This is a genomic window from Chitinophaga nivalis (assembly GCF_025989125.1).
GTDB classification, from domain to species: Bacteria; Bacteroidota; Bacteroidia; order Chitinophagales; family Chitinophagaceae; genus Chitinophaga; species Chitinophaga nivalis.
The window spans coordinates 6,489,501-6,512,680 of the sequence record NZ_JAPDNR010000001.1 but is presented as its reverse complement, the minus strand read 5'-3'; the positions used below and the strand labels follow the sequence as shown (position 1 = coordinate 6,512,680).

The 23,180-nt window shown below is 43.4% G+C and carries 29 protein-coding genes; 23 read left to right on the top strand and 6 right to left on the bottom strand.

Features of this window, described 5'->3' with window-relative positions:
* Positions 1–69: 69 nt before the first annotated feature.
* A complete protein-coding gene (locus OL444_RS23845) occupies positions 70–828 on the bottom strand; it encodes an RNA ligase family protein (protein WP_264729326.1) in 759 nt (252 codons plus the stop codon).
* Positions 809–982 carry a hypothetical protein gene (locus OL444_RS23840; protein WP_264729327.1) on the bottom strand — a complete coding sequence of 58 codons (174 nt, stop codon included), beginning with the start codon at positions 980–982 and terminating at the stop codon, positions 809–811. Before OL444_RS23840 ends, OL444_RS23845 begins: the two co-directional genes overlap by 20 nt.
* A 105-nt stretch (positions 983–1,087) precedes the next feature.
* On the opposite strand from OL444_RS23840, the gene OL444_RS23835 reads away from it, so the two are divergent.
* The 16 genes from OL444_RS23835 (at position 1,088) to OL444_RS23760 (ending at position 10,657) form a co-directional block, all read left to right on the top strand.
* Positions 1,088–1,444, top strand: coding sequence for a hypothetical protein (locus OL444_RS23835; protein WP_264729328.1), 357 nt, complete (start codon positions 1,088–1,090; stop codon positions 1,442–1,444).
* Positions 1,445–1,524: 80 nt separating this feature from the next.
* The gene (locus tag OL444_RS23830) at positions 1,525–2,391 is read left to right on the top strand and encodes a hypothetical protein (protein WP_264729329.1); all 867 of its coding nucleotides are present in this window, start codon (positions 1,525–1,527) and stop codon (positions 2,389–2,391) included.
* A gap of 30 nt (positions 2,392–2,421) precedes the next feature.
* The gene (locus OL444_RS23825) at positions 2,422–3,552 is read left to right on the top strand and encodes a hypothetical protein (protein WP_264729330.1); all 1,131 of its coding nucleotides are present in this window, start codon (positions 2,422–2,424) and stop codon (positions 3,550–3,552) included.
* Entirely contained in the window at positions 3,552–4,100 is a 549-nt protein-coding gene (locus OL444_RS23820) for a hypothetical protein (protein ID WP_264729331.1), read from the top strand. Before OL444_RS23825 ends, OL444_RS23820 begins: the two co-directional genes overlap by 1 nt.
* The gene (locus tag OL444_RS23815; protein ID WP_264729332.1) at positions 4,100–4,519 is read left to right on the top strand and encodes a hypothetical protein; all 420 of its coding nucleotides are present in this window, start codon (positions 4,100–4,102) and stop codon (positions 4,517–4,519) included. Before OL444_RS23820 ends, OL444_RS23815 begins: the two co-directional genes overlap by 1 nt.
* The gene (locus OL444_RS23810) at positions 4,512–5,084 is read left to right on the top strand and encodes a hypothetical protein (RefSeq protein ID WP_264729333.1); all 573 of its coding nucleotides are present in this window, start codon (positions 4,512–4,514) and stop codon (positions 5,082–5,084) included. The genes OL444_RS23815 and OL444_RS23810 overlap by 8 nt, the downstream gene beginning before the upstream one ends.
* A 10-nt stretch (positions 5,085–5,094) precedes the next feature.
* The gene (locus OL444_RS23805) at positions 5,095–5,643 is read left to right on the top strand and encodes a hypothetical protein (protein ID WP_264729334.1); all 549 of its coding nucleotides are present in this window, start codon (positions 5,095–5,097) and stop codon (positions 5,641–5,643) included.
* 35 nt (positions 5,644–5,678) lie between these two features.
* Positions 5,679–5,903, top strand: a complete 225-nt coding sequence (locus OL444_RS23800) for a hypothetical protein (protein ID WP_264729335.1) — start codon at positions 5,679–5,681, stop codon at positions 5,901–5,903.
* Complete coding sequence (locus OL444_RS23795) at positions 5,900–7,747, top strand: hypothetical protein (RefSeq protein ID WP_264729336.1); 1,848 nt, start codon at positions 5,900–5,902, stop codon at positions 7,745–7,747. Before OL444_RS23800 ends, OL444_RS23795 begins: the two co-directional genes overlap by 4 nt.
* A 158-nt stretch (positions 7,748–7,905) precedes the next feature.
* On the top strand, positions 7,906–8,256 hold the full coding sequence (locus OL444_RS23790; RefSeq protein ID WP_264729337.1) for a hypothetical protein: 351 nt from the start codon (positions 7,906–7,908) through the stop codon (positions 8,254–8,256).
* Between the two features lie 6 nt (positions 8,257–8,262).
* Entirely contained in the window at positions 8,263–8,553 is a 291-nt protein-coding gene (locus OL444_RS23785) for a hypothetical protein (protein WP_264729338.1), read from the top strand.
* Positions 8,546–8,932: a hypothetical protein gene (locus tag OL444_RS23780; RefSeq protein WP_264729339.1), complete on the top strand. Its 387-nt coding sequence runs from the start codon at positions 8,546–8,548 to the stop codon at positions 8,930–8,932. Before OL444_RS23785 ends, OL444_RS23780 begins: the two co-directional genes overlap by 8 nt.
* A complete protein-coding gene (locus OL444_RS23775; RefSeq protein ID WP_264729340.1) occupies positions 8,929–9,186 on the top strand; it encodes a hypothetical protein in 258 nt (85 codons plus the stop codon). Before OL444_RS23780 ends, OL444_RS23775 begins: the two co-directional genes overlap by 4 nt.
* Positions 9,183–9,806, top strand: coding sequence for a hypothetical protein (locus tag OL444_RS23770; protein WP_264729341.1), 624 nt, complete (start codon positions 9,183–9,185; stop codon positions 9,804–9,806). Before OL444_RS23775 ends, OL444_RS23770 begins: the two co-directional genes overlap by 4 nt.
* Positions 9,803–10,330 carry a glucosaminidase domain-containing protein gene (locus OL444_RS23765; RefSeq protein WP_264729342.1) on the top strand — a complete coding sequence of 176 codons (528 nt, stop codon included), beginning with the start codon at positions 9,803–9,805 and terminating at the stop codon, positions 10,328–10,330. The genes OL444_RS23770 and OL444_RS23765 overlap by 4 nt, the downstream gene beginning before the upstream one ends.
* 129 nt (positions 10,331–10,459) lie before the next feature.
* Positions 10,460–10,657 carry a hypothetical protein gene (locus OL444_RS23760; protein WP_264729343.1) on the top strand — a complete coding sequence of 66 codons (198 nt, stop codon included), beginning with the start codon at positions 10,460–10,462 and terminating at the stop codon, positions 10,655–10,657.
* Between the two features lie 161 nt (positions 10,658–10,818).
* Here OL444_RS23760 and OL444_RS23755 read toward each other — a convergent pair whose 3' ends face one another.
* Positions 10,819–11,088: a hypothetical protein gene (locus OL444_RS23755; protein ID WP_264729344.1), complete on the bottom strand. Its 270-nt coding sequence runs from the start codon at positions 11,086–11,088 to the stop codon at positions 10,819–10,821.
* 762 nt (positions 11,089–11,850) lie between these two features.
* Here OL444_RS23755 and OL444_RS23750 point away from each other — a divergent pair.
* Positions 11,851–12,198 (top strand): hypothetical protein, encoded by a 348-nt coding sequence (locus OL444_RS23750; protein ID WP_264729345.1) that lies wholly within the window; start codon positions 11,851–11,853, stop codon positions 12,196–12,198.
* A gap of 785 nt (positions 12,199–12,983) precedes the next feature.
* Complete coding sequence (locus tag OL444_RS23745; protein WP_264729346.1) at positions 12,984–13,625, top strand: helix-turn-helix transcriptional regulator; 642 nt, start codon at positions 12,984–12,986, stop codon at positions 13,623–13,625.
* 77 nt (positions 13,626–13,702) lie between these two features.
* Here the strand turns inward: OL444_RS23745 and OL444_RS23740 are convergent, their stop codons facing one another.
* Genes OL444_RS23740 through OL444_RS23730 form a run of 3 tightly spaced genes read right to left on the bottom strand, consistent with a single transcriptional unit; the run spans position 13,703 to position 15,222 of the window.
* Positions 13,703–14,119, bottom strand: coding sequence for an EamA family transporter (locus OL444_RS23740; RefSeq protein WP_264729347.1), 417 nt, complete (start codon positions 14,117–14,119; stop codon positions 13,703–13,705).
* 33 nt (positions 14,120–14,152) lie between these two features.
* A complete protein-coding gene (locus tag OL444_RS23735; protein ID WP_264729348.1) occupies positions 14,153–14,647 on the bottom strand; it encodes a GNAT family N-acetyltransferase in 495 nt (164 codons plus the stop codon).
* 20 nt (positions 14,648–14,667) lie between these two features.
* Positions 14,668–15,222 (bottom strand): GNAT family N-acetyltransferase, encoded by a 555-nt coding sequence (locus tag OL444_RS23730; protein WP_264729349.1) that lies wholly within the window; start codon positions 15,220–15,222, stop codon positions 14,668–14,670.
* Between the two features lie 154 nt (positions 15,223–15,376).
* On the opposite strand from OL444_RS23730, the gene OL444_RS23725 reads away from it, so the two are divergent.
* From OL444_RS23725 to OL444_RS23705, 5 genes are all read left to right on the top strand, one after another.
* Positions 15,377–16,060: a response regulator transcription factor gene (locus OL444_RS23725; RefSeq protein ID WP_264729350.1), complete on the top strand. Its 684-nt coding sequence runs from the start codon at positions 15,377–15,379 to the stop codon at positions 16,058–16,060.
* A gap of 75 nt (positions 16,061–16,135) precedes the next feature.
* On the top strand, positions 16,136–17,506 hold the full coding sequence (locus tag OL444_RS23720) for a sensor histidine kinase (RefSeq protein ID WP_264729351.1): 1,371 nt from the start codon (positions 16,136–16,138) through the stop codon (positions 17,504–17,506).
* 71 nt (positions 17,507–17,577) lie between these two features.
* Entirely contained in the window at positions 17,578–18,861 is a 1,284-nt protein-coding gene (locus tag OL444_RS23715) for a TolC family protein (protein ID WP_264729352.1), read from the top strand.
* Positions 18,862–18,878: 17 nt separating this feature from the next.
* Complete coding sequence (locus OL444_RS23710; protein ID WP_264729353.1) at positions 18,879–19,985, top strand: efflux RND transporter periplasmic adaptor subunit; 1,107 nt, start codon at positions 18,879–18,881, stop codon at positions 19,983–19,985.
* A 16-nt stretch (positions 19,986–20,001) separates the two neighbouring features.
* Positions 20,002–23,136, top strand: a complete 3,135-nt coding sequence (locus tag OL444_RS23705) for an efflux RND transporter permease subunit (RefSeq protein WP_264729354.1) — start codon at positions 20,002–20,004, stop codon at positions 23,134–23,136.
* Positions 23,137–23,180 lie beyond the last annotated feature (44 nt).

The window sequence follows — 23,180 nt, the reverse complement described above, 5'->3', positions numbered from 1 at the left end:
TATCCCATTGTCATAAATATTGCTTTTTTCTTATGTTATGCCAATTGATATTTATTGGTCATTTATTTATCATTTGATTAATAAATTTACAGGGGATCCATTCCAGGTATTAAAGATAGGCTCTCCGGATCCGTTTTTTTCTGGAAGGTACTTCCCGTCTTCCTTATCATGTCGAACAAATTTAGTCAGAAAGTCCACCTTGCCCTTTCTCTCAACACGCCATACAGCTCCCTCAATACCATCTATTGATCCATGGGCATTGAAGAATGTACGACCTGTAGCTCCCTGTAGTTCTAAGACAGATTGTATGCTCGTAGGGCCATAGGAAAGAACATGAGGTAGGGTTATGTCTAATTTTTTAGTTCTAATAGACAGCTCTTCAAATACCACTCGTTCCTTACCGGTTCTTAAATCAAATCCAACAAACGGTTCGTGTTTTAATTCATAGATAGTGCCATGAGCTTGAGCCAGCCACTCTCCACATATCCTTTCTCCTTCATTTAATAACTCAAAAAATCTATTTTTATTTTGATTTACCCATGTGTCAAATAAATGATGTTGTATATATTTAGAGGTGGTGGCAAGGTATCCAGATCTAGTTATCGCAATAATTTGTCCATTCACTTTTGCTACTGCCACATTTGATCCATCCAGTTTTTCCTGAACAATAATCAGATCATATTTATCTCTAACCTTCAAGGTCGCAATCTGGGCTTGTCCTTCACTAATGTGGTAATCCATTTGGCCAACACGGGATCCCGGAAGATGTGGTATGCTGCCATAAGATTTACCTATTGGTTTATCTGCATTAATCTTTTGTGTTGACATTGACATTTTTGTGTTTTCGGATTATGGAATATACAATTTTCTCCATTGATTTTTTGCAATCACATTCAATTTCACGCTTTTTCTGTTCCTCTTTGATAATATCATAAATATCATCTGGCACATTGGGCAGTAATATTGCTCTTTTTTTGCTCATGATCCAATATTTAAAGTATATAGTAAATATATAACTTTAATTTATTTAAATGACATATTGTATAGATTTTATCTATTTTTGTTTTGAATTAAGCGAAGTGATATAATGCCAGAAAAATACTTGAAAGTAATTCAAAATGGGAATACAACATTTATTCCAGACAACCAGCGTAATCGTTCGTTTTGGACAAAGCAAAACACTCTTGTCTCCAGGAGTAAGTCTGCACTTTCTGAAATAGTTACTGTATTGCCTGCATCAGATGATGAAGTTTCTCATATGCAGCATTCAGATGTGGGAACTAGCATGGCATCAAATCATACTTCCGCAATAACTCAAGATAATTCTGCAATTTTTGAGTTTTTAAACAGACTACAAAAGCAGAACGACAGTTTGAATGAAAAAATTTCTGAATTAACTGCTGAAAGAGAAAAGGGGAAGCCGGGTCCCAAGCCTAAACAATAATAATATGGGTAAACCGATTCAAAAACCAAAACCAAAACCCCGTAGGCCTTGCTGCGGTAAGTGAAAATTAAATAGAAATTATGTCTGTTAAAATAGGTACACTTTTAAGCGACCTCGCAAAAAAAGTTGGTGTAGATACTAGCTTGCCGCAATATGCGGATTTACTCAGTGCTAATTTTGATATACCGGATGAGTTGTATAAACTCATTGATACTAAACTTTATACAGATGATGCTGTAAAGAATAGTTTATTGTTTAAAAACTATTTCTTCAAGCAGGCGCTTGATGGTGTTGATAAAAATTTAGTTCGTCTCATGGAGGAGTATCAGTTCGATGAAGACTCCATGAAGGAGATAAATGGTATAGCCAGTTCATATGAACGTATCCCAACTTTGGTTAAGAAAATTAAAGAGCTAGAAGCAAAGAAAACAGATGCGAATAAAGGGGACCGAGCTATTTTACAAGAACAAATAAACGCATTGAATAAGGAAAAGGCCACTTTGCAATCTGAGATGGACAAGAAGATAAAACAAATAAAAAGGGAATCGGATGATGAAATTACAAATTTCATGTTGATGTCTTCTATCAATTCAGCGAACCTTTTGACAGATCAATTTGATAGAGCTGTTATGGCTGAGATGGCCGAAAAATATATAACGAAGGAATTAACTAACCAAGGCGCCAAGGTTATCAAAAAAGATGGCGCGCTAAAACTTGTTCAGGCTTCCGATGAAGCGTTAGACTTTTACGCCGATAATAAGTCGGTAAGTTTTGAAGAGTTTCGAGATTCGGTGCTCTCAAAAAATAAATTAATTGCGGTGACAAAGCCGGCACCACCGACCGGGCCAACAAATGCAACTCCCCCCAATGGAGCAAATCGCCCGGTTAGTTCATCATTCGCAGCAGCTCTTGCCGCTGCCCAGGCAGATATAGCATCAGCGGGTTGAGGGGTTTTGTAACTTCTTAATTTTATATCAATGGCAAACGGATTTTGCCCCTCCATCCTCGCTCAGTTGAGCGATATTACTCAATGTAATACACCATCTTATAAAGTTACTGCTGCGGGCTTCCTGCAAATGCTTCTGGAAAATAGGCCAGCTATAGAATTGCTTGATCTTGGCGACGGCAATGGGCATGAAAGAGATGTTAGGTTTAAGTACAAAAAACGTATCCTACCATCACAGACCAGTACCGATGATAATTGTGACATAAATTACATACCACGTTGGCTTGAGGGTGCTTTAGCTACTACCAATTTTAGGAAAGCTGCTTTTTTCATTGATGATGCGGATATGGCTAAATATTGTGCAGATGCATCTCGCACAGTTATGGTTGGTCAGCCATCTACACCACTGATGAATGAATTTTTAAAGGACATAATGAATACTGCTAATGGCCTTATCGGGGCAATTAATCAGGATTTATTAACCTTGCAGGCCCCTAAGTTTGGCATTAATGTCGTTACAGGTTCAAATTCGGCTCAATCAGTAAATATACCAAAAGATGCCACACAATATGACCTGCAAAGCGGAATAACCAAGATACTAGCAGATGCTCAGGAAAATGAGTTCTGTGGTAAGATTAATATCGTAGGAAGTGGTATCATGAATAATTTCGCCATTCAACAGCTAGTTTCATGTTGCAGTGCTGCCGGTATTGATATGAGCAAATTCACTGGTTTTAACTGGTATCATGATTTATACGCAAAAGGAGCGTGGGGTCCTAATCAAGTTGGAGTGTTCAGTGAAGGCAGTGTTGGCCTCATTGATATTACCAGGTTCACCGGTTTCCGGGCTGGAGATAAGGGTGTTTCCAGATTCTTTACTCTTCCTTTACCTATCGAATGTCCTGCATGTAATGGCGGGTATGACGCACTGGTATTCGACGCTCAGTTGAAATATTTTGATTGTCCACAAGAAATCGAATCAGAGTGTGACGGCACGATTCCTATTGAGCGAGGGTATGCACTTATTCTATCTAAGAAGTTTGGTCTGTTTAATATCCCAAGTGATTCTTACCAAAACGAAACAGCATACGCATCTGATTGCGGCACTGACAGATTAACCGGTAATAACGGAACATTACGCTACACTGTAACAAATAGCTAATGACTGAAAGCCCATCTATATTGCAATGCCTAACAGGTTATATTGGCCTTATGGGATGTGGTTCAGCAGAGCCAGGTAGTGGATTATATATTAATTCACTACCTGGTATCAGTCTTGAAATGATGGATAACATTGCTGATGCAGAGCAAAAGACCTTTTTGGGAGTATGGAATGAAATTCAGAAGAGAGGTATATTGAGTTTCAGGACATATTTTATGGCTCAATTAAATAAGTGCTATCAGATCAACCAGTGGGATACTGTTGAGTGCCTTGCATGTGAGAACAGAGATCTTTTATCTACTTGTTTAATGTATCTCCTTGGCCATGAACTGATGATTGAGAGAATTTACAGCAATCGTATTAACAGATATACTACTATTGACTTAGACGAGGCTAAGGAATTAAAGGATTATTACATATCCAAATTCCAAAATGAACTTCCTTTGGCTGTGCAAGGTATAGATGTCGAAAAATCTGACTGCATTGTCAAAGAAACGGACTGTATGCAAGAAAATGGACCTATACATTACCGTGAAAGTCTAATGTGATGGACACATCTATTAGTATACAAGAAAAACTAAATTCTTTAATTGTCGATAAAGATCAGTATATGAGAGGGGTTGTATTTGGGCTTGTGGGAGAAGTCCGGCAACGTATCCATAAACGTGGTCAGAAAGCGGATGGTTCTCCTATCGGAGAATATAAAAATTCTTATTTGAGAATTAGAGAAAAAGAAAATAGGGGTAATGATAGGAAGATAATATTATCTCTCACCAGGCAAATGGAACAGGACTTTGTTCCTGTATCCGAGAATGATCAATTTGGTCTAGGATTCAATAATCCGCATAATTTTGATAAGGCAGGTTGGATGGAAAATAGATTTCCCAATACCTATAATTTAAGTGATGATGAATTGCTTATGGCAGAACAAGCAATACAAGATTATATAAATGGGTTATTTGAGTGAAATTGTTAAAGGAATAAATAAGGCATTAAGGGAAAAGTTAACTTCTTTCCCAACTGCTAAATATTGGGGTATTGTTTATCAAATTGCCCAAAAGGAAGGGAGCCGGTATTTGTACTTGCCAGCAGATATTGATTTATTTGGCCAAGCTCAATTAACTACCTTCGATGATATTAATGAAATGGGTATTTATCACCGTATTGTAGGTACATCATATACCCAAATAAAGAAAGATGGATATGGTGATGACAATTCTACAATTCAGCATTTGTACGATATTGATTTGGTGATAATGGCAAATAGAAAGAAGGTTAAGGTTCAACCAGATGCTTTGGAAATGGCTGTTTCATCAAACATCCTTAGTAGTTTTAAAATACCAGGGATACAGTATATCAATATTTCACCTATCTCTTCAAATATCAACAGTAGATCCGTTTTTTCAAACGAATTTGTTGGATTAGATTATTTCCTCAAACCAGAACATATTCTATTCTCTATCCGATACAGGGTGGAGTTACGTTATCAGAAAGGCTGCACAAGTCTTTGCCACTGCGAAGAAACTCTATAAATTTTTTGCAATGCCAGTTTATTATCCGGGTTGTAATACTGATGAATTACCAGATTATCAGTGTGACCCTTGCGAGGATTATGAGAAAGGTCGAGTACGATCTGTTGCATTTGTTTCAACCTCCTTCTATACTACATTATTGGCTAATCCTACTTCCATTCCAGTTTGGCAGTCAGGCATACTTAGTGGGGACATTGTAATTATCCCAAAAGTAGTTGGGTCCCTTGATGCTCCAGACCCCATAACCGGACCTGGTTATGGGGATGATGTAGAGACAATATTGGGAAGAGACTTTACTTTGAACTGGAGAGATCCATCTTATAAGGAGAATTGTAATTTTTACAATACTTTGAAACGAAAGAAATTCTATGCCATTTATAGAACTGGCACACAGACACACATAGCTGATAAAACAGCAACGATAGACACCCGTGCGCCTGTTACAGAAAACTTGGAAGATAATGTTGAATGGAATGGTTCTGCAAAATGGCGAAGTCAGGATAATCCATGTCCATTCGACACTCCATTGACAATTTTTGAATGTTTTGCCATTAACTAAACAAAATCGGCGGCTTAAACGCCGCCTTTTATTTTATGGCAATTATTATTGAGTTTACTGTTGGTGACATTGGTCAACCATCTGATGGTGAGACTAATTATTACAACTCTGTATTGTCAGGTAAAAATGTAAAAGTATTTCGTGAAGGAATATATCAGTACCGGTTTGGAGCAAACTTCATAATAGTTTCTGGGCCAGGTACAATTACCTTTTTCCCTCCACTGATCAGCCAACAGAGGATAAGAATATATGCACAATGAAGAGGTTATTAATATTAGTATTGTTATTTATACACGTTGTGACATTTGGTCAAAGCGAGCCGCCTTCACAGGTGTTTTATGGTAGATTGTACGAATTTAAGACAGCTCTGAGGATCGACTCGTTGTTGTTAATGCCAAGGGGTGATACCATAAATATTAGGCCTTCACTTTTGGCTCCTGGCGCAATGTTATATAGGATACAAGATAGCTCATACTATGGATACAATGGTAAGTATTGGAAAAAGTTAACTATTGGTATAAGTGCTGCTATTGATTCCGCCGTATATATACCTAATACAGCAGTACTACAATACAGATACACCAATGGTACCTACTTGGCTGTGCCAACCGGTTTGGTTGATAGTTTGTCGCGTCGGGTGGACAGTGCATTCCTACGCAATGATACATTATTCCTACGCCGGTTGGCCGGTAACGTGCCTGTGAAGATAACTGGTATTCCTATCGCGAACATCACCGGGTTAACCGACTCGCTTTTGAATAAGCCCACCCTGGCCGCAGCGGATGCCCGCTATGCATTCCGCACCCGTACACTGAACGTGGCTGCGGGCGCCGGAATATCAGTTACGGGTGGTGTCCAAAACCTTGCAAACAATGTGTCCTGGACGGTAACAAACACGGGTATATTAAACCAAACCGCGGTGGAGGAGGCGAAAGACTTCCGTATTTCCGGTATTGGATATATTGGTGCCTTGAAATTAGGATACCCATTGTTAATGACAACTTCTGCTCATCCGAAGTTGTTTATTTCCTCCAATGCAATTGATGCACAATTAGCTAGAATTGTACAGTACAATAACAATAATGACGCTGCATTGGATAGTCTTGGTGGCTTCATTTTTACAAGAAGCAATAACAACGTTGTATCTTTTACTGATACTACTAATCAATATGGATACGTGCGAAATGGCCTTTTGCTTGGCTCCATTGGCTTTGCAGGTGTTAATTTAGGCGCATCTGTTTTGGCTGGCCGCCCATCTTTCGGAATACAAATGGCCCGTATTATATCACGCGCTGAGTCCAACTTTACAGATAATGTCGCTTCTTCGGGTAATTTATCCTTTTGGACAAAAGGGAGTGGTGATGCCATTATGAGTCAACGGATGATAGTAACATCCTTGGGGAATGTTGGGATAGGCGCCGGAACACCAAATTCTACATTACATGTGCAGGGAAGTGTGGCGTTCCCAATTCGCACTACTAATGCTAATAGGACACTGGATGGCACGGACTATTTCGTCAATGTAAATAATACATCAAATGTTGTTATCACATTGCCTACTGCGGTAGGTATTGCTGGTCGTGCTTATGTTGTAAAAAAGACGACAAATAACGCAAACACGGTAACATTCAATACAACAGCTGGGCAAACAATTGATGGCAGTGCATCTGGGGTATTATCGTTGCCGGGTAATAATTATGGATATGGTATATATTCAGATGGTGCCAACTGGAGTATTAAGCAATGGTATGCACCACCATCAACATTCAATGTTACCACACAAGCGGTGAATACACCCTGGCAGCCATCTACACAACGCCTCACCCGGGTATTCTATAATATAGAAATTACTGCAAATGCTATCATCTCCCTGGGTAGTATTGGGCAGGTTTTCTTGGAGATATCCCCAGATGGCAGCACCGGGTGGACAAGTATCAGCAGCGGGCGAGAGGGAGTTAATACTGGAATTGCAATTACAACAGCCAGTACTGTTTCATTGTCCGGCATCGTGCCAAGAGGGTATTATGCTAGGATAAGGACTAACAATGTTGTAGGGACACCAACATATAGTTCAGCTACCGGGTTTGAAGAGTACTTTAATTAATTTTTACATATGTTTATAGGTGTTTATTCAGCTCCAGTAGTGAGTGATTTGTATGATTCTTCTGATTGGACAGTCAATGGGGTTACCCTTATAGTATTAGGTAGGGGGCAGTTGCATATGACGAACCAATTTGCCCTTACGTTTTTGTCGCATCTTCTATGCTGGTTGATGACGGATATACAGTAATCAAACCAAATCATATAGATGTGCTGCAGCCAGGTAGATGGGAACGCATGCCGGCAGCCGCAGAAGTGCCGGGTGTGGTGTACTCTGGTAACACAGATGTCAATGGTGAGTATACCGTTATCTATCCAGTTGCCTACAGCCAGGTGCCATGCATTAAACCGCAGGTTATCACCACATCCGGCCTGCAATCATGGCGTATTGTTGATTCAACGGTTACCGGGTTTACCATCAAGGTGGAGCAAATAGCCAGCCTACTTGGGCTGTTGCCGGAGTACAATCCGGTTGCCAATCATCCCGCGCGAGTTTTTATAACTGAAAAATAAAGAGGTATGAAAGAATTAATCGAAAGACTCCGGACTGAGAGCCCGGTTTTCTTCAAGAGGTTGCAGTGGATTATTGGAGTGTTGGCCGGATCATTGGGAGTGTTGCAAATACTCCTTTCGAATGGATTGTTTCCCTGGTTACTGCCATACGAGTCTGTTATTACATCTGTCATTACAGCCTTGGCTGGTGCATTTGGTGTGAGCTTACTGCCCAAAAAAGATCCGCAGGCTTTTGATGGCCCTGGCGGTACGGTGCCACCACCAGTTAAAAATCCGCCTCCGGGAAAAAATGAATAGGAAGGGCGTAATACTGATATTACTCGCCTTATCCTGGCCCATTACCTGTCTTCATAGGCTATGGGCTGGGGATGAGGTGATCATCCGTTGGTTTGCTTCACCGGAATTATGGGATAGTGCACAATGGTATTTCTATCATGTTTTCGGGTACCTGTCGTATGCCATGGTGTTCTTCGCCTGCTGGCTGTATATGGGTAGTAACCTGAAAAAGGACAAGGATGTAATGCTTCTACTGTCATCACTACTGGTTAACCAGGTTATTGATATCCCGCACTACATGCTCTTCCGGCGCGGTTCTGATGTGGTAGTTATTATCCAGGCAGCTATTGTCCTTCTGGCCGCCGGTAAAGTTTTATTAACCCAAATTCGAAAGAGATGAACGCACAGGTTAAAGTGTGGCAACTACTTGCAGCAGCGGCAGCTTTTATTATAGCTGTTGGCACCCTCATTTTCAATACCGGCGCGATGGTCGCTCGCACCGAATCTCGTGTAGGAGCACTGGAGGTTTGGAAAATAGGATTTGTTGCTGATTACAGGTTGGACATGAAGGAGGTGAATAGAAAGCAGGATGAAATTATAAAATCGCAGGGGGAAATCCTGATACTTCTGCAAAGCAAACAGGATAAAAAATGAAGAAGATCCTAAATACGAGTATGAGTATTGGTGATGCCATAGGCTGGTATGCTCTATACCTTTTTCTTTTTTCGATGGTATTGCTGATGTTCTCCGGGTGTATCAGCCTGCGGGGAGCGCGGGATATGTTCGCGCGGAATCCCAATGATTTCGCGGATCTCTCCGCCCAGTATTTCCCGTGTTTACCGGATAGTGCTGGCAAGATACCGGTATTCATACGGGCGCACAATGTGGATTATACTGGCACCCTGGATAGCTTGAAACAATATGGCGATAGCCTGCAAACAGAATTTGCTAAGGCTCATAAATACGCGGAGGATAGCATTAGCCGGCGATGCGCCGACTTGGTTGCCAGCTATAACTGGCAGGTAGTCCGGTTGACAACCGCATTGGACAGTTTGCGACGAAGTTACCGGCCGCCACGCCCGGACAGTGTGCCAGTGCCATACCAAGTAGTCAGCAAAGCGGAGCTGGAGCAAATCCGGCAACTGCAAGCTATTAACGCTGGGCAAAAGCAGCGCATTGAAGAACAACAGAAGTTAATTACAAAATTATTCATTATTCAGGGAGTGGTGGTGATAGCATTTCTCCTATGGTTAATTCTAAAGCTTAAACGATGAAAAATGCATATCCAGAATTGCCAGTAGTACCATATATGAAAACAGCCGTTGAAATGGGCGCCGTGGTCTCATTTCTTAAAGCAGTAGACTTCCCTGTTGCCGTTAAACGTGCGGCCTATTGTTTTTTTCGTATAGAATCGGGCAATGGGAAATCAGGGGTAAATAACAATTACGCCGGTATCCAGGCAGATGGTGCCAGGTGGCCAGCCGTATACGATGACCTGATTGTAGCCACATCAGAAAAAAAGGAGAACGGTACCGGCAAGCTTCGTCGGTTTGTTGGATTTAACAGTTGGCAGGACAGTCTACGCTTCACACTCCGAAATAGTCAGCGCCGGGGGCTATATGTAGGCGGCCATACCAGTCACATCACGGAGATGGATGTACGTACGCCCACTGATCTTTGTATCGCCTATAAAAGAGAGTGGGTTACTGGTAATTCCGGTTACCAGCCCAATTACACAATGGAAGTAAAACCATTTCTGTCCATCTATACACAAGCAGTTACATTATTCCCTGAATAAAATGAACAGCTACATTATCGAAGAGTGAAGTAAATTCAATCTTCGATGAGTGACAGTTGCAGCGCCGCCTCTTTTAAGGGGTGGCTTTTTTATGCCCCAAAAATGAGTAATTTTGTAAAAACATCAAATATGGAAAATCTAACCATACTGAATATTGATGTTGAAATAATTGAGTTTGTAACCATTCTCCCTGGTGGAGGATGGAAGGGAGCTGCAAAAGTGAACGGGAAAATATACACTGGAGAGTTCTCTCGGACTGAACACTATCAAATAATTGAAAACGGAGAGGATCTTGATGTAGAAATAAATTGGTCTGAACTTATTTAGCCTTGTGAATACACAAGGCTTTTTTATTAAGTGCCCCTTTACCAAGAGTGGTACTGGGGGATGTATATCTAAAATCCCTTAGTAAAAAAGAACCAATAAAATCATAAAAAGCCCGGCAGGCCAGGAATAGCCACTGGGGACCGATCTTGAAAAAGGAGTTATTAATCTTTTTTTGAAGTATAGTTGTATCCTTTATATGTCGCCCCAGCAGCACATTCGCCAGTATGTGCATATATTTTGTACACACCATCGGTTATGACAACAGCACATGTGGCAGTATCGTCAGCACCTTTAAAGTAACGGGAAGCAATTTTTTGTGCATTAATTTCAAGTGCCTTTCTCTCATCCGGGGTGTATGCTTCCGGAATCGCTGGGAGCTTATCAAAAATATTTTTGTGCACATGATCGGGTAGAAAGCTGGTATTTTTCATAAACCGGGTAATTTGAGGATAGTCCCGGCATAATAAAAAAGCGCGGAACTCAACTTTGCTGCCTGGGACCCCTAGGAGGGCGTGGGACATACAAAGAAGAGCCCACGCTTTAGACGTGAGCCTCCTCCTTTTCATCCCATCCCTGTTTGAATTTCCTAGGTTCCCAGGTGAGATTACAGAAGCAGCTACCAGTATTTTAGGAGCGCAAAAGTAATATTAATTTCTCCTTTTATCTACATATTTACGCAAAATGTTAATAATCAACGCATTGTGTATATGTTTGCTATTGTTAGAGGCACTAAAATACAAAATATGATATAAAAAAATCCCTATAGGCAGTTTTTTATTTTTCATTCGTGTTGGTCATTGCCTTCAAAAACGAAGGCATGGCAATAGCAGAAATAGATAAATACATCATAGAAAGGGTTCGGGAGAGGCGTATAGAAGTAGGGTATTCGCAGGCTCATCTTAGCTTTTTGGTTAATAAAGCCAATGGATATATTGGTTCCCATGAAAGCCATAAACAAGGTAAACATTATACTATACGTATGTTGAATGAACTAGCGAAGGTACTAGAATGCTCCCCAAGAGACTTTTTACCAGAGAATCCATTATAAATGCACATATTTTGTTGGGACTGTTTGGTCTATCAGTAAGTAATTGTTATTGTCTGGTTAATCTTATCATGATTAACCAGGACGATATGTAGTTTTGTGCTGCAGCTCACCCAATGCTTTATTGTTTATCGTAAATATGTAAAGCATGCAAAGGTTTTTTAGAATTGAAATTGAACACCAGGGCCGTGCACACCGGCTGGGTATCTACCAGTCCACTGGAGGTACAAAAGATTCCACCTACTTCACTGTTGACGACTCCCCAACGATAAATGCCTTAGGGCTCCCCTTTAGAATGTCAATTCGAAAAACAAATGGTAAGGACGAGGTTTATTTCGACTACCGCTGCAGGACCCCATTGTCTTTAGAATTGTCATCAAAAATTTATAAGGCCATACAAGATGATTTGAATAACTATTTAAAGCCAATCGTTACACAGCCAGATATTGAATTTAAATGCAGCATTCCGAGTGTGAGGGATATTTTAGGTTCATAGAGTGGGGTAATATCTATTACCTGATCAGTAGATCCCCACATTCACTGATCAGGTATTTTTCTTTCTCTATTAACATTTACTGGGCTACCAACAATATCAATATAGGATACCCTGAAAGTTACTATATTTGGACTGTTATGTTCGCAATAAATAGACATAAAAACAGACATAAAAAAGCAAAAAAGAGATTAGAACGCAGACAGTAGTGAAGTTTGGAGAATGAAGCCAAAATTACGATATTTGAGAATAAAACAAGTAATAACTTGGAAAATTCCTGAGAATCGCGGCAAATAGGCAAATCTTCTTCCGCGACCGGGATAAGGGAAAACAGTGTAAAATTATATATATCTGCTTATAATTCCACCTTTTAGGGGTAAAATCAGCTCATTTATGCGCAAATGGGTAAGTTGAAACATCATTTATAACACTTCATTGGATAAGCTGCTCTTATTGGAATATCCCTTGGGAAAAGGCCAGATACCACTCGTGACAGGTAGTAAATAGCAGAAAAACGGACATGCAGTCCCAACGCATACTTGTAATATTATAATAGGGTCGGGGCATACTGTCAGCCCGGCTCATCCGGTAATGAATATTTAATAAAACGTACATTATGATTACTTACCGCAAATAGTCCCTTCATTCTCAACCTATTTAGTAAGGAGAACGCCTGCAGACAACGTAAAGGGTATCCTATATCATTGCTGCTCCGGAAATCCGCTCTCAAAGCTATTTTTGGTTATTACTATCAAAAATCCGACATTTGAAATAAAACAAGTAATAACTTGGAAAATTATCCAACACGAACCAAAAATGCCGCCGACAGGTTTTTGACTTTGCTCAAGACCAAAGGTCCGCTGTCTGCTGCCGAACTGGCCAGTGAGTTGGGTATTACCAGCGAAGGAGCCCGCTTGCAACTGTTAAAGCTTTCTGAAGAAGGACTGATCCAGTCAGAAAGCACTACCAGAGGAGTAGGGCGCCCCGTATTAATATGGAGTCTTACCCAACTGGGCAACGCCCGGTTTCCGGATACACATACCGAACTCACCCTGCAAATCATCCAAACCATTAAAACGGTACTGGGACAGGAAGCCCTGGATAATGTCATCATTGCCCGGGAAAAAAAGCAGCAGGAAAAATACCAGCAGGCACTGGCAGGCGTTACCGGTCTGGAAAACAGACTGACTTCTTTCGCCGCCATGAGAACAGAAGAAGGATACCTGGCCGAATGGAGACAGGAAGGCGATACGTTTTTGTTTATTGAGAACCATTGCCCGATCTGTTGCGCCGCCACCCAATGCGATAATATCTGTACCTCCGAAATGAATACCTTCATCAGTATTCTGGGAGAAACCATGCAGGTGACCCGTATGGATCATATTATTAATGGCGCCCGCCGTTGTGTATACAAAATCGAACGACCTTAATTATCTATTATATCAGCCGGGAGGAGTAACTACTTGTCATACAGGTAGCTGCTCCTCCCGGTTCTATTTAGTATATTTTACTTCAGTATAAGTACGAGGGTACCCGACAAAATCAGCAAAGCGCCGATAGCAGTTTTCCAGGTAATGGCTTCATGCAGGAAGATGGCCGATAACACAATGGTTAAGGCAATACTGAGTTTATCTACCGGTGCCACCTGTGATACTTTTCCCACCTGTAATGCCCGGAAATAAAAGAGCCAGGAACAACCGGTCGCCACACCGGATAACGCCAGCATCAATAAACCCTGCCGGGAAATCTGCCCCACCCCTTTATATTCCCCCTTCACCAATACAATCGTCCACACCATGATGAGTATAATAACTGTCCGGATCGCAGTAGCGAGGTTGGAAGGAATATCGGCCATCCCGATTTTGGCAAAAATGGCCGTCAGTGCGGCGAATCCTGCTGAGAGTAAAGCATATAACCACCACATATAACTGTTTTAGCAGTTGGGAAAAGATAACTTTTATACCCGGCGCCCAAGAATTTTCAGGCTGCTGTTCACGCCATCCAGTACCGCAATATCCGGTAAATGTGCCCATTCCTGAAAGCCCATTTGCCCGAAGAGTTTCAGACTGGGCAGGTTATGTGCAAAGATAAATCCCAGCAACGTATGGATATCATATTGCGGACATACGCCAATGGCATATTCCAGGATTTGTTTGCCATACCCTTTGCCGCGGGCGCTTTCCGCGAGATAAATACTGACTTCCACCGTGGCATTATAAGCCGGCCGGCCATAGAAGGATTGAAAACTCATCCAGCCCGCATTTTCGCCGGCATTGTCTATCATCCATAAAGGCCGGTGATGCGGGGTATGTGCGTGAAACCAGGGTAACCGGCTTTCTACCGTTACCGGCTCCGTGTCTGCCGTCACCATTCTTCCTGCTATAGTGCTGTTGTAAATGGCTACTATCCTGGGTAGATCTTCGATGCCGGCATGTCTGAACTGTAAATCCATAATCCTGTTTATCGGTGAGGTCAGTTGATATTTTCTCTTGTGTGGTCACGGCGTAAACGGCTGTATAATTCGGCATCCACAAACTTTCCCTTTTCAAAGAAAGCATCCCGCAGCATTCCTTCATAGCTAAAACCCAGTTTGGTCAGCAGTTTGGAAGAAGACGTGTTGATGGGATCCACAAAGGCCTCGATGCGGTTATATTGTAACGTTTCGTAGCCATAGTCCAGCATCGCGCTCACGGCGGCGGTCATGATACCATTACCCCAGTAATGCGGCTGCAGGTCGTAGCCTATTTCTGCCTTGAAGTGAGTTTTATTGCAGTTGTGAAAACCACAGGTACCTATCAGTTCGTCCTGCCCGGCCAAGGTGATCGCCCAGCGCATGCCTTCTCCACGTTCCAGTCTTTCTTTAAAATAGTTGATCATCTGCACAGCATCACTGATATTGGTAAATACATCGATGTCCATAAACCGGGTTACATTTTCATCCGAGAAATGCCGGAACAGGCTGGCAGTATCTCTTTCCTCCATGGGGCGCAGTATCAACTCTCCTGTACTTAAGATAGGTAAATCCATATTATAGCAAACGGTTTAGGTTGCAGCAAAGCTAATTGATATTGATAAAATGTTTACAGGATTAATGGCTTTTAACTGATTTTAATGCCGCTTTAATGACGGCCCGCTGAAACAATACTACTTTTGCAACGGTTATTGCAATAATACAAGGGACATGAAAATATTGGTTATTGAAGACGAATCCAAAGTGGTGGCCTTTATAAAAAGAGGCCTGGAGGAACATCATCATCAGGTGGAAACCGCCACCGACGGGGTGACCGGTCAGCAGATGGGACTGGAACAGGATTATGATCTGATCATATTGGATATTATGCTACCTGGTTTGAATGGCATCACTATCTGTAAAAATCTGCGCGCCCATGAGGTACAGACGCCGCTGCTAATGCTGACGGCCCTGAATGCCACCCATGATATCGTAGACGGATTAAATGCCGGGGCAGATGATTACCTCGCCAAACCATTTCATTTCTCCGAGCTGGTAGCGCGGGTAAATGCATTATCCCGGCGGAAGAACAACTTCCGTCCGGAAAAAGCGGTCCTTACTTTTGCAGACCTGCAGCTGGATACCAATACCAAAACGGCCCGCCGCGAAGAACAGGAAATCATTCTCACAGCTAAAGAATATGCCCTGCTGGAGCTGTTCCTGAAAAATACCGGCAAGGTATTATCCCGTGCCCTCATCGCAGAAGCGGTATGGGGCCTGGAATTTGATACGGGCACCAATACCATCGATGTATACGTGAATTATCTCCGTAATAAAATTGAAAAAGGGTTTAATGGAGAAAAACTGTTACATACCGTAGTCGGCATGGGCTATGTAATGAAACTGAAATCCTGATAGCCGCTATTGCACCTCTAAACCAAACATCCTATAAAATTGTTTGCCACAGCAGCTGGCAAACAGCACGTCATCATGAAAATCAGGCATCGTTTATCACTGCAGTTTACCCTGATATCAGGTATCTTACTGACGATTGTTTTCGTACTGATATACCTGTTATCTGCCCAGTATATAAAAAACAGTTTTTATAAACTGCTGCAGATGCGTGCCCTGGTGACCGCACAGATGTATCTCGAAAAAGACGAGGTGACTAAAAAGAAGTTCCTGGAAATAGAAAAGAGCTACCGCGAACGGATTCCGGGAGAATCCAGTAATATCTATAACCAGGATAACCAGCCTGTTTTTCTGGAGAAAATTAAATACAACTGGCCGCCCGCCCTGCTGGAAACCATCCGCCGGGAAGAGTTTCACCGGTTTACCTTTGGAGATAAGGCGGGTCTGGGTATGTATTATAAAGATAACCAGGGCGATTTTGTGGTGATTGTAACCGCGCGTAATAAAGCCGGGGTACAGCAGTTGCAATACCTGATGTGGATACTGATTACCATGTTCTGCCTGGCATTGCTGGTCACATTCCTGATGGGACAGTGGTATGCGGTCCGGGCCTTGCAGCCGATACAGCGGATTAACCGGGAAGTAAAGGATATCCGTTTCAATAACCTGCATCTGCGTGTGCAGGAAGGCCGTAATCAGGATGAAATCAGTGAACTGGCCACCAATTTCAATGCGCTGCTGCAACACATGGAACAGGCTTTCGATATGCAAAAATCTTTTGTATCCAATGCCTCGCATGAACTGCGTACGCCCCTGACCACCATTATCGGCGAAATAGAAGTCACGCTGCAAAACGACCGTTCAAAAGAAGATTACATCACTACTTTGCAGACGGTACTCGACGAGTCGGAGAAACTGAAAATCATCACGGATGGCCTGTTGCAGCTGACACGGGTAGACGTTATTCTCACGGACGCGAATACCGAAAATATCCGGCTGGACGAAATGCTATGGGAAATCCAGGAACACTGGCAGCAGAAAGAACCTCCGCTGCAGGTACAGGTACAGCTGCAGGATATGCCGGAAGACGCCGCACAATTACAGATAAGAGGAAACCGTTCCTTACTGATGCTGGCGCTGCAGAATATCGTGAGAAATGCGTTTAAGTTTTCGTATAACCAACCCGTTAGTTGTTGTCTTACCTGGCAACCCACCGGGATGGTACTCGCTGTAACAGACCATGGTATTGGTATTGCGGCAGCCGACCTGGATAAAATATTCTTACCGCTTTACCGTGCCGGTAACGCGCATGCTTTTCAGGGATATGGCATCGGCCTGTCGATGACCCAAAAAATACTGCAGCTGCACCATGCTTCGGTTACTGCCAGCAGTGTATTGGGAGTGGGAACCACCTTTAACATTTTTTTTGCAGCTGAACATAAAATCTAATTTTGTTTTAACTTCATTCTAATTAGTAGCTAATAGCCTGTCGCCATCTTTGCAACCGAAAACAAAGTGCTATGACGATCAGACTAGCTTTACACGCCTTTCCTGTATTGTTTGCCGTTTTATGCTGCATAACGGCAAACGCACAGATAACGGACTCCTTACGGATTACCTTACCCGAAGCAGAACAAAGGCTCCTGCAGCAAAACATTCCCTTACTTTCCCAACGGTTTAACATTGACTCCGCCAAAGCTGCTGTCATTACCGCACGGCTGTACGAAAACCCCCAGGTCACCTTCGAAAATGTATTGTACAACCACTCCAACCGGAAGTGGTTCGACTTTTCCTACGATGGACAGAATGCCCTCCAGGCCACCCAGCTGTTTAAACTGGCGGGTAAACGCAACAAGGCGATGAAGCTGGCCGGCAGCGGTGTGAAGATGAGCGAATACCAGTATTACGACCTGCTGCGCACCCTGCGGTTTTCCCTGTACGATAATTTCTATGAACTGTATTACAAACAACAGTCATTAAAAACCTTTGGCAGCCAGATCGCTTTTCTGCAACAGATTGTGCAGGCATTTACCAAACAGCAGGCAATGGGTAACATTGCCCCGAAAGAAATACTGCGTATCAAATCCCTGTTGTATGACCTGCAGCACGACGAACTGGCGCTACAGCAGGAAGTGCAGGAGGCTATGTCGGAACTGGCCCTGCTGATACGGGTACCACCTACTACCATCCTGCTGCCCCGTTTACCGGATACCGCCACCGGCCGGCCGGCGCTATCACAATATACCTTTCAGACGCTGCTGGATACGGCCCGGGCCAACCGGTATGATTTAAAAATAGCCCTGGAAAATGTACACTACAATCAGCTGAACCTAAAACTGCAACAGGCGATGGCGGTACCGGATCTGCAAGTAGGTTTTTCCTTTGATAAGCAAGGCAACTTTGAACGTAACTATAATGGTCTGAATATCTCTATGCCGTTGCCTGTTTTCAATCGTAATCAGGGTAATATCAAAACGGCACGAGCCACGCTGGAAGGGAGCAAATTACAATTAACCGGTACAGAAGATGCGCTGGCGCAGGAGGTCATGAACAGCTTGCAGCAGGCCACGAAAACAGAAAAGTTGCTGCAGGAATTTGATCCGTCCTTTGAAAACGACTACAGCAAAATCATGGGCGAGGTAGAAAAGAACTATCGCCTGCACAATATCGGACTACTGGAATTTATTGATCTGTACGATGCTTACCGCAATAACGTACTTAAAATGAATGAACTCCGGTACAACCGTTTACACGCGCTGGAATCACTCAACTACAGCACCGGTGCGCTCATTTTTCATCCCTGATAAAATTATTCCTGCTCATGCAACATCTTATAAAGTATTATATACCTGCAACTGTTATTATATCCATGGTGAGTATCCTCACGGGCTGTGGCAGCGCAGTAACGCCGGAACAGCCACATAACTGGGCGCTGTCCGATTCCCTGCTGCGTACGCTGGTGGTGGATACCGCCACCGCGAGACCTATAGATAATGAAGTATCGCTCACCGGTAAAATCACGGAAAACGAAGATAAAACAGCCCGTATTTTTCCGATGGTGAGTGGTATTGTCACCGATGTAAAGGTGCATTCCGGCGATTTCGTGCAAAAAGGACAGGTACTGGCGGTGCTGAAAAGCCCAGAAATGGCAGGCTATACGGCCGATCAGCGTATAAGCGTCAACGATATGCAGACTGCTAAACGCAATATGGATGTGGCAGCGTCCTTTTACCAGAGTGGCCTGAGTTCACAACGGGAATATGAAGAGGCAAAAAGCAACTACGATAAAGCCGTGGCCGCACATAATAAATCGCAGGCCGTGCTGGAAATCAATGGGGGCGCACATATGAGCAACTACCTGGTGAAAGCGCCGGTACCGGGATTTATTATCAGCAAAAAAGCAGCGGAGAGCATGCAGTGGCGCCCGGATAATTCAGATCCCATTTTTGTGGTGGCAGACCTGAATGATGTATGGGCCATGATCAACGTATTTGAATCGGATATAGCCAGCATCCGCGAAGGAGACCAGGTCAGGATGACTACGTTATCCTATCCCGATAAAGTCTTCTCCGGAAAAATAGATAAGATCTACAATGTACTGGACCCGGAAAATAAAGTGATGAAAGCCCGGGTAGTGGTACAGAATCCAGGCTTTCTGCTGAAACCCGAAATGTTTGTACGGGTGAAAGCCCACCGGCATACCGACAGTAACCTGGTCAGTATTCCCGACAGGGGTATCATCTTCGACCATGATAAATATTATGTACTGGTACGCAATACCTCAAAAACAGGGGTGGCTATCCGGGAAGTCCGCATCGATAAAACCGTGGAAGGACGGGCCTTTATATCTTCCGGTCTGAAAGAAGGCGACCAGGTGATCGCTTCCCGGCAGGTATTTATTTATGAAACGCTGAAAGATCAGCAGTAACCCAAAGGCCACAACCATGAACAGATTCATTAAAAAAATACTGGCTTTTTCTTTAAGCAATAAATACTTCATTTTCCTGGCAGCAGGTGTAATGGCTATTGCGGGATATATCAGCTTCAAACAGATCGGGGTAGATGCCTTTCCGGATGTTACCAATACTTCGGTGACCATCATCACCCAATGGCAGGGCCGCAGTGCGGAAGAGGTGGAGAAATTTGTAACGCGGCCCATTGAAATAGCCATGAACCGGGCGCAGAAAAAAACACATATCCGCTCTTCTTCCTTATTTGGTTTATCGGTTATCAAAGTCATCTTCGATGATGATGTGGATGATACTTTTGCCCGGCAGCAGATCAACAACAATATTTCTTCGGCCAGCCTGCCGGATGGGGTAGACCCTGAAATTCAACCGCCTTATGGTCCTACGGGAGAGATTTACCGCTATACCCTGGAAAGCAACAAATTATCGTTGCAGGAACTGAAAACGCTGCAGGACTGGGTGATAGAGCGTAACCTGCTGGCGGTGCCGGGCGTAGCGGATATTGTAAGTTTCGGGGGAGAAGTGAAAATCTATGAAGTAACCATTAATCCCGATAAAGCCGTGCAGTATGATATTACTGCGCAGGAGATGTTTCAGGCATTGTCTAAAAGCAATATCAATGTAGGGGGCGATGTTATTGTAAAAAATGCGCAGGCCTATGTGGTGCGGGGAATTGGTATCCTGAATAATGTAGAGGAAATCAAAAACATTATTGTAGATCATATCAATGGCAGCCCCATATTGGTAAAGGATGTGGCAGATGTAAGCATCTCCGCACTGCCCCGGCTGGGCCAGGTGGGCCGCGACCGCGATCATGATGTGGTGGAAGGCATTGTGGTGATGCGGAAGGGCGAAAATCCGGCGACTGTTATTCAGGCACTCAAAGAAAAGATAACGGAGCTGAATACACGTATTTTACCGGATGACGTGAAAATAAAACCTTTCTACAACCGGGAAGACCTGATCGATTTCTCTACACATACGGTGTTGCACAATATGATTGAAGGGATCATTTTTGTGACGGTGATTGTATTCCTCTTTATGGCCGATTGGCGTACTACCATTATCGTTTCCATTGTGATTCCGCTGGCGTTGCTGTTTGCCTTTATTTGCCTGAAGCTGAAAGGCATGAGTGCGAATCTCTTGTCCATGGGGGCTATCGACTTCGGGATTATCATTGATGGGGCCGTGGTGATGATGGAAGGCATCTTTGTGGTATTAGACCGCAAGGCGCATGAAACCGGTATGGAGCGATTCAATAAGCTCAGTAAAATGGGGATGATCCGCAAGGCCTGTATGGAAAACGGGAAGGGTATCTTTTTTGCCAAACTGATTATCATCACAGGATTACTCCCCATTTTTACCTTTGAAAAAGTAGAAGGGAAGATGTTCTCACCCCTGGCCTGGACGCTGGGCTTTGCCTTACTGGGCGCGCTCATTCTTACCTTTACCCTGGTGCCGGCACTGGCCAGTGTATTGCTGAAAAAAAATGTACGGGAAAAGAAGAATATTTTCCTGGATTTCATCACCCGAACGACTACCCGTATTTTCAACTATTGTTTCCGGCACCGCCGCATCGCATTTGGTATTTCCCTGATCGTACTGGTATTCGGGTTATATTGTTTCCGTTTCCTGGGAACAGAATTTTTGCCGCAACTCAATGAAGGCGCTATTTACATCCGCGCCACGGGCCCCCTCAGCACTTCTCTGGACGAGTCTGTGAAAGTAGCCAACGATATGCGGAAAAAGCTGCTGCGCTTCCCGGAAGTAAAACAGGTGATGTCGCAAACAGGCCGCCCCAATGATGGTACCGATGCTACCGGTTTTTATAATATTGAATTTCATGTAGACATCTATCCGCAGAAAGAATGGAAAAGCGGTATCAGCAAGGAGGCCCTGATCCGGCGCATGGATGCACAGCTGGACGGTATTCCGGGGATTGCCCTGAATTTTTCCCAGCCGATCATGGACAATGTGGAAGAAGCCGTATCCGGTGTGAAAGGATCTATTGTAGTGAAATTATTCGGAGATGATTTTAAGGTGATAGAAGAAAGGGAAGAAAAGATAGAGAAGATCCTGAAACAGGTAAAAGGGATAGAAGATCTGGGCATTCTCCGGAATATCGGCCAGCCGGAATTGCGCATTAACCTCGATCAGCAAAAGATGGCCTTGTACGGCGTGACCACCGAAGATGCCAACTCTGTGATAGAAATGGCGATTGGTGGGAAGGCGGCGACCCGTATTTATGAAGGAGAGAAAAACTTTGATCTCCGTATCCGTTATCCTGCCAGCTTCCGGGAAAATGAGGTGTCTATCGGCAATCTCACGATTCCTACGATCCGTGGCAATAAGATTCCGTTGAAAGAGATAGCGAAAATTGATCATATCATAGGACCCAGTATGATTTACCGGGATAAACACCAGCGTTACGGCGCCATTAAATTTTCCGTGCGGGGCCGCGATCTGGGTAGTACGATTGCAGAAGCGCAGGAAAAAGTAAATGCGGAGGTGAAAATTCCTAAAGGCTACAATCTGGAGTGGGCGGGCGATTTCGAGAATCAGGAACGGGCTACCAAAAGATTGATGCAGGTAGTGCCTATCAGTTTACTCCTGATTTTCCTTATCCTCTTTATTTTGTTTGGTAAAATAAAAGATGCGTTGCTGGTATTGAACAATGTACCGTTTGCCATTATTGGCGGCATCTTTGCCCTGTGGCTTACCAATATCAATTTCAGTATTTCTGCCGGTATTGGTTTTATTGCCTTGTTTGGCATCTGTGTACAGAATGGGGTGATCCTGCTGTCGAAGTTCAAGACCAATATCCAGCAGATGCACAGGCAGCCTGATTTCAGCCTGGCAGCTGCCATCCGGGATGGGGTGGAGTCGCGCATACGCCCGGTGATTATGACTGCGATGATGGCTGCTATCGGCTTGTTGCCGGCGGCCACCAGTATGGGCATAGGTTCGGAAACAGCCCGGCCGCTGGCCCGGGTGGTGATAGGCGGGTTGATTACAGATACCCTGTTTAACCTGTTTATTTTTCCGATCGTATTTTATTGGGTATATCAGCGGATGTTGCGTAAAGACACCGGTGATCCTGCCCTGCAATAATTTGTCGTCACGTGTTACAATAAAAGAGAAGCCGGTGCGGATGT

What these genes read in the sequence shown, in the direction of transcription:
- OL444_RS23845 (WP_264729326.1), bottom strand. Translation starts at nt 828, where the DNA reads ATGTCAACACAAAAGATTAATGCAGATAAACCAATAGGTAAATCTTAT.
- OL444_RS23840 (WP_264729327.1), bottom strand. Translation starts at nt 982, where the DNA reads ATGAGCAAAAAAAGAGCAATATTACTGCCCAATGTGCCAGATGATATT.
- OL444_RS23835 (WP_264729328.1), top strand. Translation starts at nt 1,088, where the DNA reads ATGCCAGAAAAATACTTGAAAGTAATTCAAAATGGGAATACAACATTT.
- OL444_RS23830 (WP_264729329.1), top strand. Translation starts at nt 1,525, where the DNA reads ATGTCTGTTAAAATAGGTACACTTTTAAGCGACCTCGCAAAAAAAGTT.
- OL444_RS23825 (WP_264729330.1), top strand. Translation starts at nt 2,422, where the DNA reads ATGGCAAACGGATTTTGCCCCTCCATCCTCGCTCAGTTGAGCGATATT.
- OL444_RS23820 (WP_264729331.1), top strand. Translation starts at nt 3,552, where the DNA reads ATGACTGAAAGCCCATCTATATTGCAATGCCTAACAGGTTATATTGGC.
- OL444_RS23815 (WP_264729332.1), top strand. Translation starts at nt 4,100, where the DNA reads ATGGACACATCTATTAGTATACAAGAAAAACTAAATTCTTTAATTGTC.
- OL444_RS23805 (WP_264729334.1), top strand. Translation starts at nt 5,095, where the DNA reads ATGCCAGTTTATTATCCGGGTTGTAATACTGATGAATTACCAGATTAT.
- OL444_RS23800 (WP_264729335.1), top strand. Translation starts at nt 5,679, where the DNA reads ATGGCAATTATTATTGAGTTTACTGTTGGTGACATTGGTCAACCATCT.
- OL444_RS23795 (WP_264729336.1), top strand. Translation starts at nt 5,900, where the DNA reads ATGAAGAGGTTATTAATATTAGTATTGTTATTTATACACGTTGTGACA.
- OL444_RS23790 (WP_264729337.1), top strand. Translation starts at nt 7,906, where the DNA reads ATGCTGGTTGATGACGGATATACAGTAATCAAACCAAATCATATAGAT.
- OL444_RS23785 (WP_264729338.1), top strand. Translation starts at nt 8,263, where the DNA reads ATGAAAGAATTAATCGAAAGACTCCGGACTGAGAGCCCGGTTTTCTTC.
- OL444_RS23780 (WP_264729339.1), top strand. Translation starts at nt 8,546, where the DNA reads ATGAATAGGAAGGGCGTAATACTGATATTACTCGCCTTATCCTGGCCC.
- OL444_RS23775 (WP_264729340.1), top strand. Translation starts at nt 8,929, where the DNA reads ATGAACGCACAGGTTAAAGTGTGGCAACTACTTGCAGCAGCGGCAGCT.
- OL444_RS23770 (WP_264729341.1), top strand. Translation starts at nt 9,183, where the DNA reads ATGAAGAAGATCCTAAATACGAGTATGAGTATTGGTGATGCCATAGGC.
- OL444_RS23765 (WP_264729342.1), top strand. Translation starts at nt 9,803, where the DNA reads ATGAAAAATGCATATCCAGAATTGCCAGTAGTACCATATATGAAAACA.
- OL444_RS23760 (WP_264729343.1), top strand. Translation starts at nt 10,460, where the DNA reads ATGGAAAATCTAACCATACTGAATATTGATGTTGAAATAATTGAGTTT.
- OL444_RS23755 (WP_264729344.1), bottom strand. Translation starts at nt 11,088, where the DNA reads ATGAAAAATACCAGCTTTCTACCCGATCATGTGCACAAAAATATTTTT.
- OL444_RS23750 (WP_264729345.1), top strand. Translation starts at nt 11,851, where the DNA reads ATGCAAAGGTTTTTTAGAATTGAAATTGAACACCAGGGCCGTGCACAC.
- OL444_RS23740 (WP_264729347.1), bottom strand. Translation starts at nt 14,119, where the DNA reads ATGTGGTGGTTATATGCTTTACTCTCAGCAGGATTCGCCGCACTGACG.
- OL444_RS23735 (WP_264729348.1), bottom strand. Translation starts at nt 14,647, where the DNA reads ATGGATTTACAGTTCAGACATGCCGGCATCGAAGATCTACCCAGGATA.
- OL444_RS23730 (WP_264729349.1), bottom strand. Translation starts at nt 15,222, where the DNA reads ATGGATTTACCTATCTTAAGTACAGGAGAGTTGATACTGCGCCCCATG.
- OL444_RS23725 (WP_264729350.1), top strand. Translation starts at nt 15,377, where the DNA reads ATGAAAATATTGGTTATTGAAGACGAATCCAAAGTGGTGGCCTTTATA.
- OL444_RS23720 (WP_264729351.1), top strand. Translation starts at nt 16,136, where the DNA reads ATGAAAATCAGGCATCGTTTATCACTGCAGTTTACCCTGATATCAGGT.
- OL444_RS23715 (WP_264729352.1), top strand. Translation starts at nt 17,578, where the DNA reads ATGACGATCAGACTAGCTTTACACGCCTTTCCTGTATTGTTTGCCGTT.
- OL444_RS23710 (WP_264729353.1), top strand. Translation starts at nt 18,879, where the DNA reads ATGCAACATCTTATAAAGTATTATATACCTGCAACTGTTATTATATCC.
- OL444_RS23705 (WP_264729354.1), top strand. Translation starts at nt 20,002, where the DNA reads ATGAACAGATTCATTAAAAAAATACTGGCTTTTTCTTTAAGCAATAAA.